The 12436-nt window shown below is 69.0% G+C and carries 14 protein-coding genes; 9 read left to right on the forward strand and 5 right to left on the reverse strand.

Features of this window, described 5'->3' with window-relative positions; genetic code table 11:
* Positions 1-385: lipoprotein insertase outer membrane protein LolB (locus K0M70_RS04965; protein ID WP_290780072.1), on the reverse strand; the 385-nt coding region annotated here is incomplete at its 3' end.
* On the reverse strand, positions 382-2028 hold the full coding sequence (locus tag K0M70_RS04970) for a tetratricopeptide repeat protein (RefSeq protein ID WP_290780074.1): 1647 nt from the start codon (positions 2026-2028) through the stop codon (positions 382-384). The genes K0M70_RS04965 and K0M70_RS04970, both read right to left, overlap by 4 nt.
* 98 nt (positions 2029-2126) lie before the next feature.
* On the opposite strand from K0M70_RS04970, the gene hemA reads away from it, so the two are divergent.
* Genes hemA through ppk2 form a run of 4 tightly spaced genes read left to right on the forward strand, consistent with a single transcriptional unit; the run spans position 2127 to position 5777 of the window.
* A complete protein-coding gene (gene hemA, locus K0M70_RS04975; RefSeq protein WP_290780077.1) occupies positions 2127-3398 on the forward strand; it encodes a glutamyl-tRNA reductase in 1272 nt (423 codons plus the stop codon).
* Entirely contained in the window at positions 3376-4461 is a 1086-nt protein-coding gene (gene prfA / locus K0M70_RS04980) for a peptide chain release factor 1 (protein ID WP_290780080.1), read from the forward strand. The genes hemA and prfA overlap by 23 nt, the downstream gene beginning before the upstream one ends.
* The gene (gene moaB, locus K0M70_RS04985) at positions 4458-4979 is read left to right on the forward strand and encodes a molybdenum cofactor biosynthesis protein B (RefSeq protein WP_290780083.1); all 522 of its coding nucleotides are present in this window, start codon (positions 4458-4460) and stop codon (positions 4977-4979) included. Before prfA ends, moaB begins: the two co-directional genes overlap by 4 nt.
* Before the next feature lie 21 nt (positions 4980-5000).
* Positions 5001-5777, forward strand: a complete 777-nt coding sequence (gene ppk2 / locus K0M70_RS04990; RefSeq protein ID WP_290780086.1) for a polyphosphate kinase 2 — start codon at positions 5001-5003, stop codon at positions 5775-5777.
* 10 nt (positions 5778-5787) lie between these two features.
* Here ppk2 and K0M70_RS04995 read toward each other — a convergent pair whose 3' ends face one another.
* Complete coding sequence (locus K0M70_RS04995; RefSeq protein WP_290780089.1) at positions 5788-6384, reverse strand: TlpA disulfide reductase family protein; 597 nt, start codon at positions 6382-6384, stop codon at positions 5788-5790.
* Positions 6381-7658 carry a YihY family inner membrane protein gene (locus K0M70_RS05000; protein ID WP_290780092.1) on the reverse strand — a complete coding sequence of 426 codons (1278 nt, stop codon included), beginning with the start codon at positions 7656-7658 and terminating at the stop codon, positions 6381-6383. Before K0M70_RS05000 ends, K0M70_RS04995 begins: the two co-directional genes overlap by 4 nt.
* A gap of 122 nt (positions 7659-7780) precedes the next feature.
* On the opposite strand from K0M70_RS05000, the gene K0M70_RS05005 reads away from it, so the two are divergent.
* The 5 genes from K0M70_RS05005 to K0M70_RS05025 all read left to right on the forward strand — a co-directional run bounded on the left by K0M70_RS05005 (position 7781) and on the right by K0M70_RS05025 (position 10398).
* On the forward strand, positions 7781-8146 hold the full coding sequence (locus tag K0M70_RS05005) for a helix-turn-helix transcriptional regulator (protein ID WP_290780095.1): 366 nt from the start codon (positions 7781-7783) through the stop codon (positions 8144-8146).
* A 62-nt stretch (positions 8147-8208) separates the two neighbouring features.
* The gene (gene wrbA / locus K0M70_RS05010; protein ID WP_290780097.1) at positions 8209-8802 is read left to right on the forward strand and encodes an NAD(P)H:quinone oxidoreductase; all 594 of its coding nucleotides are present in this window, start codon (positions 8209-8211) and stop codon (positions 8800-8802) included.
* Positions 8799-9161, forward strand: coding sequence for a DUF2069 domain-containing protein (locus K0M70_RS05015; protein ID WP_290780100.1), 363 nt, complete (start codon positions 8799-8801; stop codon positions 9159-9161). The genes wrbA and K0M70_RS05015 overlap by 4 nt, the downstream gene beginning before the upstream one ends.
* A 37-nt stretch (positions 9162-9198) precedes the next feature.
* Positions 9199-9687, forward strand: a complete 489-nt coding sequence (locus K0M70_RS05020; protein ID WP_290780102.1) for an asparaginase domain-containing protein — start codon at positions 9199-9201, stop codon at positions 9685-9687.
* 108 nt (positions 9688-9795) lie between these two features.
* Positions 9796-10398, forward strand: a complete 603-nt coding sequence (locus tag K0M70_RS05025) for a hypothetical protein (RefSeq protein ID WP_290780104.1) — start codon at positions 9796-9798, stop codon at positions 10396-10398.
* Between the two features lie 15 nt (positions 10399-10413).
* Here the strand turns inward: K0M70_RS05025 and K0M70_RS05030 are convergent.
* Positions 10414-12436 (reverse strand): hypothetical protein (locus K0M70_RS05030; protein ID WP_290780107.1); only part of this gene is annotated, 2023 nt, incomplete at its 5' end.

Genomic DNA, 12436 nt, shown 5'->3' on the forward strand with positions numbered 1-12436 from the left:
GGGGTTTGCGCCTGCGGGGGGCCTGTATCTGCAGTGCGGCGGGGTCGGCGCCGACCCGCGTGCCGCCCTCCAGGCCCTCCAGCGTTGCCCGGCCATCCACGCTGAGCAAACGCCAACTCTTGCGGGTCACCGGTGCCGAAAGACGGATTTCGAAATCGTCGCCGCGCTGCTGCCATTCGATGCGGCCGTTGCCGCCCTCCCCGTCGGCGCTCACCGACAGCCGGCCGGCCAGGGTCCAGTCCGGCTGCCCGGCCAGCACGGCCTCGCGTGCGGCCTGCGCCGCCAGAAGGCCCGCGTCGCTGCCCTGGCGGGGCGCAGTGGTGGTACAGGCCGAGGCCAGCAGGGCCAGCAGGGCCAGCAGGCCAGCCGCTATCCATCGTTTCATGGGGTGAAATTCTCCAAGGCGTTCAGCAGCGCGCGATTCCGGGGGTCGATGCCCTGCCCTTCGCGCCAGACCGCGCGGGCGTCGTCTTCAAGACCGGCCAGCCAGAGCGCCTCGCCCAGGTGCGCGGCGATCTCGGCGTCCTTTTGCAGGCTCCAGGCCTTGCGCAAGAGGGCCAGTGCGGCTTCTTTGCGGCCCAGGCGCAGTTCGATCCAGCCCAGGCTGTCCAGGATGGGGGCCGACTGGGGCTCAAGCGCGTGGGCCCGCCGGACGAAGGGCAGCGCGGTGGCGTATTCGCGACGGCGATCGGCCAGCGTGTAGCCGTAGGCGTTGAGTGCGTGGGCGTCGGCCGGGTTGTCGTCGATGATGCGGCGCAGGTCGGCCAGGGCCGCGTCCACCCGATCGGCGCGCTCATGGGCCATCGCCCGTGCGTACAGCAGCACCGGATCGGCTTCGAAGATGGCCAGGCCGCGCTCGATCGCCGCCAGCGCGTCATCGCTGCGCCCGCCGCCGCCCAGCAGTTCGGCCTCGATCAGGTACGCATCGCGGACGCGCTCGCCGTCGGCCGAGGTGTCGGCCTGGAGCTCATGCAGGGTTTCCAGCGCAGGCTCCAGCCGACCCTGCAGCGCCTGGACGCGCGCGCTGCGCAGCATGGCCAGGTCGCGACCCTCGCCGGTGGTGACGCCGGCATACCAGTGCCCCGCCTCGTCCCAAAGCGACAGCGCTTCGGCGACGTGACCCAACAGAAGGCGCCGGGACGAACCAGGCGCGGCGGAATCGCTTCGGATCTCGTCGTAAAGCGCCCGCATGGCGGCGCGGTCCTGCGTGCCCAGCAGCCACGACGCACGCTGGCCGAAGCTGGCGTCGTCCTGCGGGCCTTCGGCCAGCAGTTTCGCGGCCATCCGCGGTTCTCCGACCAGGGCCAGTTCACCGGCCGCGCTCCGGCGCAGGTCCGGACTGATGTCGCCCGAATCGCGCAGCGCCACCAGCGCCGCGCGTGCGCCCGCCAAGTCGCCGGCCTCGCGCTGGCGCGACGCCAGCAGCAGCCGCACCCGGGGGTCGTCCGGAAAGGCCGCCAGCCCCGCCGCGACGATGCGGTCGGAAAACGCCGCATCGTCCAGCCTTTTCGCCAACCCCGCCGCGCGCAGCCATGCGCCCAGCTCATGCGGCAGCAGGGACTGCGCGAACAGCTCTCGCAGCACGCTGCGGGCGATTACCGCGTCGTCACCGGTGGCCTCGGCCAGGGCCACCAGCAGCACCGGGAACCCTGCCGCATCCGGCAGCGCCAACAGCGCCTTGGCGTCGTCCATCGCCGTTTCGTGTTCACCCTGCCCCAGCGCCAGCCGGATTGCCGAAGCGCGCATGGCAGGCTCATCGGGGGCCAGCGCCCGCCAGCGCTCCAGCGCGCGTCCGGCGAGCCCGGGCTGGTCGCCCAGCAGCGCGATGCGGGTGGCACGGCCGGCAATCCCGGGGTCGGTCGAAGTCCGGGCGGCCAACAGGTAATAGCGCGCCGCGGCCTTCACGTCGCCCTGCTGCAGCGCGAATTCGCCGGCCATGACGTCACCGATCGGGGGCGGCACGGCCGCGACCGACCCAAGCGGGGCCAGCAGCAGCACGGGCAGGATCAGGCGATGATGCCAATTCATTGGGTTTGTACGGCCAGGGGCTAGAATGTGGGCTGGATTCCCACCGAGAGCCCAGCCCGCGAAAGCTTAGCGCACCGCGCGCCAACGCTGGCCCAACGATGCCCCTGCTTGCCATCGGCTTGAACCACCAGACCGCCCCGCTCGCCCTGCGCGAACGGGTGGCGATGGACGGTGGGCAGCTGCCCGCGGCGCTGCTGGGGCTGTCGGCGGTTCCGGGCGTGGAGGAGGCGGCTCTGCTGTCCACCTGCAACCGCACCGAGATCTACGTTCAGGTGGCCCCGGGCCAGGAACACGTCGCAAGCCAATGGCTGGCGCGTCATCACGGCCTGGACCCCGACATGCTGTCGGATTACCTCTACGAGCACCGCGACGAGAACGCCGTGCGCCACCTTTTCCGCGTCGCCACCGGCCTGGATTCGCTGGTGCTGGGCGAACCCCAGATCCTCGGCCAGGTGAAAGAGGCCTGGCAGGTCGCGCGCAGCCAGCACCACCTGCGCACGCCGCTGGACCGGTTGTTCCAGCAGAGCTTCTCGGTCGCCAAGCGCGTGCGCACCGATACGCGCATTGGTGCGCACCCGGTGTCGGTGGCCTACGCCGCGGTGCGCCTGGCGCGCCAGGTGTTCAGCGAACTCGACCGCGCCACGGTGCTGCTGGTGGGCGCCGGCGACACCATCGAACTGGCCGCGCGCCACCTGGTGGACGCCAAGGTCAAGCGCCTGCTGGTGGCCAACCGCACGCTCGACCACGCCCAGGCGCTGGCCAGCCGCCACGGTGGCTACGCCCTGCCCCTTTCGGAAATGGAGCGGCACCTGCCTGAAGCCGACATCGTCATCACCGCCACCGCCAGCCGCGAGCCGGTGCTCCGGCGCAGCGCCGTGCAGGCGGCGCTGAAGGCGCGCCGGAACCGCCCGATGTTCCTGCTCGACCTGGCGGTGCCGCGCGACATCGAAGCCTCGGTGGCCGACCTGCCCAACGTCTATCTGTACACCGTCGACGACCTCGAGCAGGTCATCGAGGAAAACCGCGCGTCGCGTCGCGAAGCCGCCGAACAGGCGCTCGCCATCATCGACCTGCAGGTGGAACACTTCATGACGTGGTGGCGCGCGCAGGGCCGCCAGGACGCGCTCAAGTCGCTGCGCAACCAGGGTGAGGCGGCGCGCGAAGAGGCATTGGCACGAGCGCGCGAACAGCTCGCTTCGGGCAGAAGCGCCGACGAAGTCGTGGCGCTGCTGGCCCACCAGCTCACCAACAAACTTCTGCACGGGCCCAGCCTGGCCCTGCGCCAGGCCGCGCTTGACGGCGACCTGGACCTCCTGCGCGCCGCCGAACGCCTCTACGAAAAACCCAATGACGCCAAGCCTTCGCCGTAAGCTCGAACACCTGGCCGAGCGCCACGAGGAAGTGGCCCGCATGCTGGCCGACCCCGGCGTGTTGGCCGACAACGCGCGTTTCCGCGCACTTTCCAAGGAATACGCGCAGCTTGAACCGGTCGTGGCCGGGCTGTCCGCCTACGCCCAGGCCCAGCGCGACCTGCAGGCCGCCGAGGCGATGCGCGCCGACGCCGAGCTGCGCGAGCTGGCCGAGGAAGAAATCCCCGGCGCCCAGCAGCGCCTGGCCCTGCTGGACCAGCAGCTGGCCCTGCTGCTGGTGCCCAAGGACCCGCGCGACGAAGCCAACCTGTTCCTGGAGGTGCGCGCCGGCACCGGTGGCGATGAAGCCGCCCTGTTCGCCGGCGACCTGTTCCGCATGTATGCCCGCTACGCCGAGCGCCAGCGCTGGAGCGTGGAAGTGGTGTCCGCCAGCGAAGGCGAGCACGGCGGCTACAAGGAGATCGTGGCGCGCATCGAAGGCCGCGGCGCGTATTCCAGGCTCAAGTTCGAATCGGGCACGCACCGCGTGCAGCGCGTGCCGGCCACCGAATCGCAGGGCCGCATCCACACTTCGGCCGCGACGGTGGCCATCCTGCCCGAGCTGGACGAAGTGGACGAGATCGAGGTGCGCGACGCCGACCTGAAGGTGGACACCTTCCGCGCCTCGGGCGCCGGCGGCCAGCACGTGAACAAGACCGACTCGGCCATCCGCATCACCCACCTGCCCTCGGGCCTGGTGGTGGAGTGCCAGGACGAACGCAGCCAGCACAAGAACCGCGCGCGGGCGCTGTCCCTGCTCAAGGCCAAGCTGCTGGACGCCGAGCGCAGCAAGCAGAACGCCGCGCAGGCGCAGGAGCGCCGGCTGCAGGTGGGCAGCGGCGACCGCAGCCAGCGCATCCGCACCTACAGCTTCGCCCAGGGCCGCATCACCGACCACCGCGTGGACGGGCTGACGCTTTACTCGCTGCCCCAGGTGCTGGACGGCGACATGGACGAACTGGTCGACCGCCTCACCCGCGAACACCAGGCCGACGAACTCAAACTGCTGACGGAGGCCGCGTGAGCGCCGCGAACCAGTTCATTCCGCTGTCCCTTTGCGTGCTGACCGTGTCCGACACCCGCACAGCCGGCAACGACACCTCGGGCGACTACCTGGTGGCCGCGCTGGCCCAGGCCGGCCACCACCTGCACGAGCGCGCCATCGTGCGCGACGACAAGTACGCCCTGCGCGCGCTGGTGTCGCGCTGGATTGCCGACGACGCCGTGCACGGCATCCTGGTCACCGGCGGCACCGGCTTCACTGGTCGTGATTCCACGCCCGAGGCGCTGGGTCCGCTGCTGGACAAGCCGATGCCTGGCTTTGGTGAAATGTTCCGCGTGCTGAGCTTTGACGAGATCGGCACCAGCACGCTGCAATCGCGCGCCTTCGCGGGCCTGGCCAACGCGACGTTCCTGTTCGCCCTGCCCGGCTCCACTTCGGCCTGCCGCACCGGCTGGGAAAAGCTGATCCAGGCCCAGTTGGACGCCCGCACCCAGCCCTGCAACCTCGCCAACCTGCGGCCGCGGCTGCGCGAGTCCTGACACCCGACAAGGAACCCCGCCATGAGCAAACTCAAGCGCAAGGAATACCAGGCTGAACTCGAGGCGCTGCAGGTAGAGCTGAACGCGATGGCGCGCTGGTTGCACCACACCGGCAAGCGGCTGGTGGTGCTTTTCGAGGGGCGCGATACCGCCGGCAAGGGCGGCGCCATCCACGCCATCGCCGACTGCCTCAACCCCCGCCAGTGCCACGTGGTGGCCCTGTCCAAGCCCAGCGAACGCGAACTGGGCCAGTGGTATTTCCAGCGCTACGTGCCGCATCTGCCTGGCGCTGGCGAAATTTCACTGTTCGACCGCAGCTGGTACAACCGCGCCGGCGTCGAGAAGGTAATGGGCTTCGCCACCCCCGACCAGGTGCAGGCGTTCCTGAAGCAGGCGCCGGTGTTCGAACGCCAGCTGCTGGATGACGGCGTGCTGCTGTTCAAGTACTGGCTGGCGGTGGACCAGGAATTCCAGGAACAGCGATTCGCCGAACGCCAGGTAGACCCACTCAAGCGCTGGAAACTTTCGCCCATCGACGTCAAGGCGCGTGAGAAATACGTCGAATACGGACTGGCCCGCGATGCCATGTTCAAAGCCACCCACAAGCGCCACGCGCCCTGGTACGTGGTGAACTTCAACGACCAGAAGACAGGTCGGCTGAACTTGATCAGGCACCTGCTGGACCACCTGCCCGAACAAAACGTGCCCGAACCCCTGATCGAACTGCCGGCGCTTTCGGGCAAACCCGGCAAGGAGCGGTACACCGGGCCGGTGAAGCCCATCAAGGAAAAATACTGAGCCGCACCGCTCAGCCGGGAGTAGCTTCAGCCTTGGCGATGGCGGCGGCCAGATCCTGTGACGTCACCGGACCGAGGAAGCGGTCGGCCACCGTGCCGTCGGGCGCAATCAGGTAGGTCATCGGCAGTCCGCGCGGCGTGGCGAAGTCAGCGGGCGGGTTGTACACGTCCAGAAGCGCGATCGGGTAGCCGGCCGGATGCTTCCCGAGGAACTCGCGCATCGCCTCGGGTTCGATTTCCTCGTAGGCCAGCCCGATGACGGTGACGTCGTCGCGGGCAGCGTCGAAAGCGCTGAAGTCCGGGATTTCCTTGAGGCAGGGTTTGCACCACGTGGCCCAGAAGTTCACCACCACCCAGCTGCCGCGCTTGGACGCCAGGTCGAAGGGGCCGTGGTCGAGCGTGTCCACCACCAGCGTGGGGTGGGTGGGCGCGTCCGCGCCGGGACTGCGCGGTGCGGCGTCGGGAGCGTCCGCGGCGGGCACCGCAGCAGCGGGCGCCGCCGGGTCGGCCTGAACGGTCGCGGTATCGGCAGCGGGGGCCGGTGCATCCGTGGCCTGGCATGCGCCGAGCGCGAGCACGAAGGGAAGGAGGTAGGGAAAGGTCTTCATTTACCGGCATTGTCCTGTTCGGGCGTCAAGAAACTGCCAACGCTGCGCGCCAGCGGCGCCTGCAGCGGCTGGCGCAGGTGGTCGAGCGCGCGGGTGGCTCGCCGGCCCATCGCGTCGTCGTAGCCCGGCAAACCGGCCGAAGGCCCGGGGATACGCAGCCCCAGCCCCTCATACAGTTCACCCAGCGTAACGGTGGCCAAGTCGCGACCGAGCAGCCAGGCGCCGTCTTCGGCGCGCTGGACGATATTCAGCGAGTCCAGGCCCGACAGCATGCGCTGCAGCAGATCGTCGGTAAGCATCGGCTCGCGCTCCTTCATCTGGTACATGTGCAATCCCAGGCCGTCGCGGCGCGCCTCGTCCATGCGGCCAAGCAGGCGCAGGTAGCCGTAAAGCTCCATGCCGGTCGGCAGCTGCAGCGCGCGGGGCTGGTAACGGAACGACGACAGTGATGCCGAGAAGGAAGCGCCCAGCAGCACCACCACCCAGCTCAGGTAAACCCAGATCATGAAGATGGGCGCTACGGCCAGTGCGCCATAAAGCTGGTCGTAGGTGGGCACGCTGAGCAGGTAGGCCGCGAAGCCGCGCTTGGCCAACTCGAACAGCACCGTGGCGAACAGCCCACCGGCCAGCGCGAAGCGGAACGGGATGCTGCGATGAGGGATGAGCCAGTAAGCCACCGAGAACACCGTCAGCTCGACCAGGTTGGGCAAGTAGCCGAGCAGTCGCTGGCTCCAGCCCAACTGCTCCACGCCCGACAGCACCGGCAGCGAAAACAGGTAGGACGTCACCGCCAGGCTCGCAACCGCCAGCAGGCTGCCCAGTGTCAGCAACGTCCAGTACACGAGGAAGCGCAGCAGCCGCGGCCGCGGCGTCGGCACCCGCCAGACCCGGTTGAACGTGGACTCAATGCTCCACATCGTCAGCAGCAGCGATATCAGCAGCGCGCCGATGCCGGTGAAGGTGAGCTTGCCGGCGGTGTCGGCGAACCCCCGAAGGTACTCTTCGACGACGCGGGCCGACGTGGGCACGAAGTTGGAGAATATGAAGCCCGTGAGCTGCGCGCTCCAGTCATCGAACATCGGGAAGGCCGACAGGATGCCGAACACCACCACGCTCAGCGGCACCAGCGCGAACAGGGTGGTGTAGGCCAGCGCACCCGCGGTTTCGAAACAGCGGTCGTCCAGGAATCGCGTCCACAGGAACTGGGAAAACGACTGGAGCCGCTCACGGTCGATGCGGGCGATCCAATCGTGCACTTGCGAGACAATGCCCATGGCCCGATGTTAGCAAACCGACGCGCCGATGCCCTGAAGGGTGACCCAGGCCTCGGACCTTTGGCCGCCAGACCGGGCATGGTGCGTTGACTGAACTGGAGAATGACGGAGGACCCTGCCCCGTGTTTCAACACGCTTCAAGGATCAAGCAGGCACGCAAGGATGCCGGGCTGTCCCAGGCAGCGCTTGCCGAACGGCTGGGACTGGGCCGCACCGCGGTGGCCCAATGGGAACGCAACACGGCCACAGGGCCGACGGCAGGCCATCTGGCCGCCATCGCGCTGGCTACCGGCGTGTCGTTCGAGTGGCTGGCCACCGGGCGGGGACCCCGCGTCATCGGAGGCAAGGGACAGGAGCCGCCGGCCATCGTCATGGACTACATCGCCCAGAGCGAAAGCGAGGAGCGGCTGCTGGTCGCATTCCGCTCACTTTCCAGCATGGATCAGCTACCCGTGTTGGCAAAGGTGGAGAAGCAGGCCCGGCGCTGACGCGGCGCTGACCCGGGACGGCGGTGCATCCGCTAGGCTATTGCCATTGCCGGAGCGTCCCCATGAGTGAAATCCTGATCCTGTACTACAGCCGCGGCGGTTCCGTAGCCCAGCTCGCCCGGCATATCGCCCGCGGCGTGGAGGAAGTGCCGGGCATACAGGCCCGCCTGCGCACCGTGCCGCCCGTGGCACCCGTGACCGAGGCCGCTGCACCGCCGGTGCCCGATGAGGGGGCGCCCTACGCGCAAAAGCGCGATCTGGCCGAATGCGCCGGCATCGCCCTGGGCAGCCCGACCCGGTTCGGCAACATGGCGGCACCGATGAAGCACTTCGTGGACGGGCTGGGCGCCGAATGGGCGTCCGGAACGCTGGTAGGCAAGCCCGCCTGCGTTTTCACGTCCACCGCAACCCAGCACGGCGGCCAGGAATCGACGCTGCTGACGATGATGCTGCCCCTGCTCCACCACGGCATGGTGCTGGTGGGCCTGCCCTACACCGAACCCGCGCTAAGCAGCACGCGCAGTGGCGGCACGCCCTACGGCGCAAGCCATGTCGCCGGCAGCCAGGACGACCCCACGCCTACCGATGACGAAAAGCAGCTGGCGCGCGCCCTGGGCCGGCGCCTGGCGGACGTGGCCCGGAAGCTGGGCGCATGAGCGCCGCGCAGCGCATCACCACCGCGGCCATCGTTGCGCTGGCCGCCCTGCAGCTGGCATGGCACGCCTGGCTGGTGCCGCCGGTCGAGGCGGCCCCCTGGGCGCTGGCGATCTTCTTCACCCTGCCCATCCTGCCGGCGCTGGTGCTCGCGCTCATGCGCCACCGGCGGGCGGGCTACTGGGGCGCCCTGGCGGCGCTGCTGTATTTCAGCCATGGCGTGATGGTGGCCTGGTCATCGCCGGGCGAGCTGTGGCTGGGAATGATCGAGGCGGCGCTGTCGACCGTGCTGGTGGTGGCCGCCAGCTGGGACGGAATGCAGGCCCGGTTCAACAAGCCCCGCGGACCGACGGCCCTATAATCAGCGCGCGAATCGTATCGCGAGAAAGGACTCCCCCATGGACGAGCTCTTGGTCGTCACCACCGGCGGCACCATCGACAAGGTCTACTTCGACGACAAGTCGGACTACCAGGTCGGCGACCCCCAGATCGGCCGGATCCTGCAGGCGTTGGGCGTGGCCTTCCGCTTCACCGTGATCCCCATCATCCGCAAGGACAGCCTGCACATCAACGAGGCCGACCGTGAGCTGCTGCGTGCAGCCATCGCCGCGCAGCCCACCCAGCACGTGCTGGTGACCCACGGCACCGACACCATGGTGGAAACGGCCAAGGTGCTGTCCAGCCTGTCGGACAAAGTGATCGTGCTGACCGGCGCGCTCAATCCCGCGGGTTTCCGCGGCTCGGACGCCGAGTTCAACATCGGCACCGCCGTGGGTGCGGTGCAGTCGCTCAAGCCGGGCGTCTACATCGCCATGAACGGCCGCATCTGGGATCCCCTGAAGGTGCGCAAGAACGTGGCCGCGAACCGCTTCGAAGCCGCGGTCTGACCGATGCGCCGGGCCGCCCTTGCGTGGCTGCTGATTGCATCGTTGATTGCCGGAACGGCAGCCGCTGCGCCAAGCTTGCCTGGCGGGCTAGCTGGACTGATTTCGCTGTTGGACCGGCCTCGGCCCGCTGGCTGCCTGCCCGGCCAGGCAAACCAGGACTGGGCGCTGTTCGATGCGCCCACCCGCAACGGCCAGCGCATCGGCAGCTTGGAACTGGTTTACGGACACGCCGGCGACGAGTCCTGCGACTCGGCCGTGCCGTGGTTCCAGACCGTAGACGGTGAAACCCGCACCGCGGTCCCCAGCTTCGAGAGTGGTTACGAAGTCACCGCGCTGGCGGTGCTGGAGCGGCAGGGCGAATGGGTTCGCCTTGCCTTGGCCCACAGCACGCCTTGGCTGCTTGCGCCCGAGGACTTCGCCTTCGAAGCCTACCCCGCACTGCTGGTCGAAAAGCTTGCCTACGCCACGCCGCACTGGTCGGGTGAGCTCTGCCGCACCGCAGGCGGAAGCTGCCGCACAGCAGGGATCGACGCTGCCGGCTCCATGGCCGTGGTAGCCATCTCGCAGGTCGCGAACACTCTCTGGCTCCAGGTCGAAGTCAGCCCGGACGTTTGCCAGACGGGCGACGCCCGAGTACTTGCGCGCGGTTGGATCCGAGCCTATTCAGACGACGGCCACGCCACCGTGTGGTTCCATTCCCGCGGCTGTTGAGCCGGCAAACCCGACTCAATAGTTGGCGGGATTCGCGCTCAGCTGCACCGGCACCGTGATGGTGACGGTGCCCGCCGCGGCAACGTTGACCGACAGCGAAACCACGCTCGCGCCCGCCGTTCCGCCGCTGGCGGGGCAACCCGATCCGGCGCTGGCCACGCAGGTCCACGGCGCGGCAAGGGTGATGCCGGCAGGGAGGTTGTCGAGCACCGCGGCGCCCGTGGCCGTACCGGTTCCGGTGTTGCCCACCACGATGGTGTAGGTGGACGTGGTGCCGGGGCGATAAGTGGCGGAGGCGTTGGATTTGCTGACCGTCAACACTGGCTGACCCGGCGTGTTGGTCAACGTGCAGCTGATGTTGTCACCGGCAAGCGGCGTAAGCGCGAAGCTGGTCCCGGCGCCTGAGGGCAACGGCGTCACCGCACCCGGACGTCCGTTGCTGCAGCTGATCGACCCCTGGTAGCTCGCCAGCAGCGACACGCTGCCGGCGGCCATGGTTTCGACCAGCGTGTATGCGGAGCCTGGCGTGGCGGCGGCCACGGTGGCCGTTCCGCCCGTGACCGTAGCGCCGGCACCTGCCGTGGTGGCGGCGGTGCCCGAAGGCCCCGTGATCGCCATCCGGAACTGGTCGGCGGCGTTGATGCGTGCACCCGCGAGCTGCTTGGCCAGCACCAGGCGCGCAGCCGCACGCGTGTTGGTTACCGTGCAGGAGACGATGTCACCCGCCGCCGGCGCGATGCCCCAGTTGGGCGCGCTGCCTGACACCGGGAAGCTGGCGACCGCGCCTGGCCGGGCGTTGCTGCAGGCGATGGTGGCCGTGTACTGGTTGATCAGCGACACGCTGCCGGGCTCCATGGCGTCGGTGATGGAATAGCTGCCGGCCACGTCCGGCAGGGTCAGCACGCCGCTGCTGGCGCTGGTGCCCGCGCCGGCGGTGACGGCGCTGCCAAGCACGGTGGCCGGCGCCTGCACCACCGACACGCGGAACTGGTCAGCCGCGTTTGCGCGCGAGGCCACCGTCTTGGCGACGGCCACGGTGGCCGGCCGCGCGGTGTTGGTGATGGTGCAGCTGACCTGGTCGTTGGCGGCAGGCGTGAAGGTCCAGGTGCCGTTGGCGTCGATGCCCGAGGGCAGCACGGTGGGCGAGCCGGCCGTGGCATTGCTGCAGCTGACCGTGGCGTTGAACTGGTTGAACGCCTGGGTGCTGCCCGCCTGCAGAACTTCATTCAACGTAACCAGCGTGCCCGCCGTCACCAGCTGCTCGCCGGTGCTGGCGCTGGTGTTGCTGGCGCCGCTGCCGACGCCCGTGCTGGCGCTCGCCACGGTTCCGCTGTTCTGCAGCAGGCTGATCACGAAGCCGCTGGTGCCGGCGACCGGACGGGAAACAATGGTCTTTGACAGCGTGATCCGCGCCACGTCGTCGGTGATGGTGAGCGTATTGGCCACGATCGCCGATCCGCCGCACAAGGTGGTGCTGGCGCGCAGGTAGGCAGGCGGCACCAGGGCGGACGCGGGAAGGCTGAAGGTGATGGTTTCGCTGGGCTCGGCCAGCGCGTCGCTCACCAGGGTCACCGGCAGCGGGAACTGGCTGGCGGCATTGAGCCCGTCGTAGCTGCCCGCCGGTACGTTCACGGTGAGCGCCGTACTGTTGCCGGGCGTGGTGTAGTCCACGCCCAGAGTGGCCGTGCCGCCAGTGATGGTGACGGCCACCACCATGCCGCCCGCCGGCACCGTGCCGGAAACGCGCAGGCGCGGGATGTTGGCGTTGTTGGCGGCCGTGCTTTCAGCCTTGGTGTTGCTGGCCTGGACGAATTCGACGAATGGGCGCAGCTGGATCTGGATGTCGTCCAGGAAATTGCCGACCGTCGCGCTGCCGCTGCCGGTGGAAATGGCCTGGAAACCAAGGTTGGTCTGCCCGGTGGCCCCGGTGTAGGTGAACGCGCCGGAGTAGTCGCGCCAGCCGTTGGGGCCCCGCGCGGCCCCCGCCCTTCCCAGGCTTGTGCACCACCCGCCACCACAACCAATTTTGGTGGTGCCA

The organism is Arenimonas sp. (assembly GCF_019459675.1).
GTDB lineage: Bacteria > Pseudomonadota > Gammaproteobacteria > Xanthomonadales > Xanthomonadaceae > Arenimonas.

Bases quoted from the DNA above. Each gene is read 5' to 3' on its own strand.
- K0M70_RS04995 (WP_290780089.1), bottom strand. From the start codon at position 6,384: ATGAAGACCTTTCCCTACCTCCTTCCCTTCGTGCTCGCGCTCGGCGCA.
- prfA (WP_290780080.1), top strand. From the start codon at position 3,376: ATGACGCCAAGCCTTCGCCGTAAGCTCGAACACCTGGCCGAGCGCCAC.
- K0M70_RS04970 (WP_290780074.1), bottom strand. From the start codon at position 2,028: ATGAATTGGCATCATCGCCTGATCCTGCCCGTGCTGCTGCTGGCCCCG.
- hemA (WP_290780077.1), top strand. From the start codon at position 2,127: ATGCCCCTGCTTGCCATCGGCTTGAACCACCAGACCGCCCCGCTCGCC.
- K0M70_RS05015 (WP_290780100.1), top strand. From the start codon at position 8,799: ATGAGCGCCGCGCAGCGCATCACCACCGCGGCCATCGTTGCGCTGGCC.
- wrbA (WP_290780097.1), top strand. From the start codon at position 8,209: ATGAGTGAAATCCTGATCCTGTACTACAGCCGCGGCGGTTCCGTAGCC.
- K0M70_RS05020 (WP_290780102.1), top strand. From the start codon at position 9,199: ATGGACGAGCTCTTGGTCGTCACCACCGGCGGCACCATCGACAAGGTC.
- K0M70_RS05000 (WP_290780092.1), bottom strand. From the start codon at position 7,658: ATGGGCATTGTCTCGCAAGTGCACGATTGGATCGCCCGCATCGACCGT.
- ppk2 (WP_290780086.1), top strand. From the start codon at position 5,001: ATGAGCAAACTCAAGCGCAAGGAATACCAGGCTGAACTCGAGGCGCTG.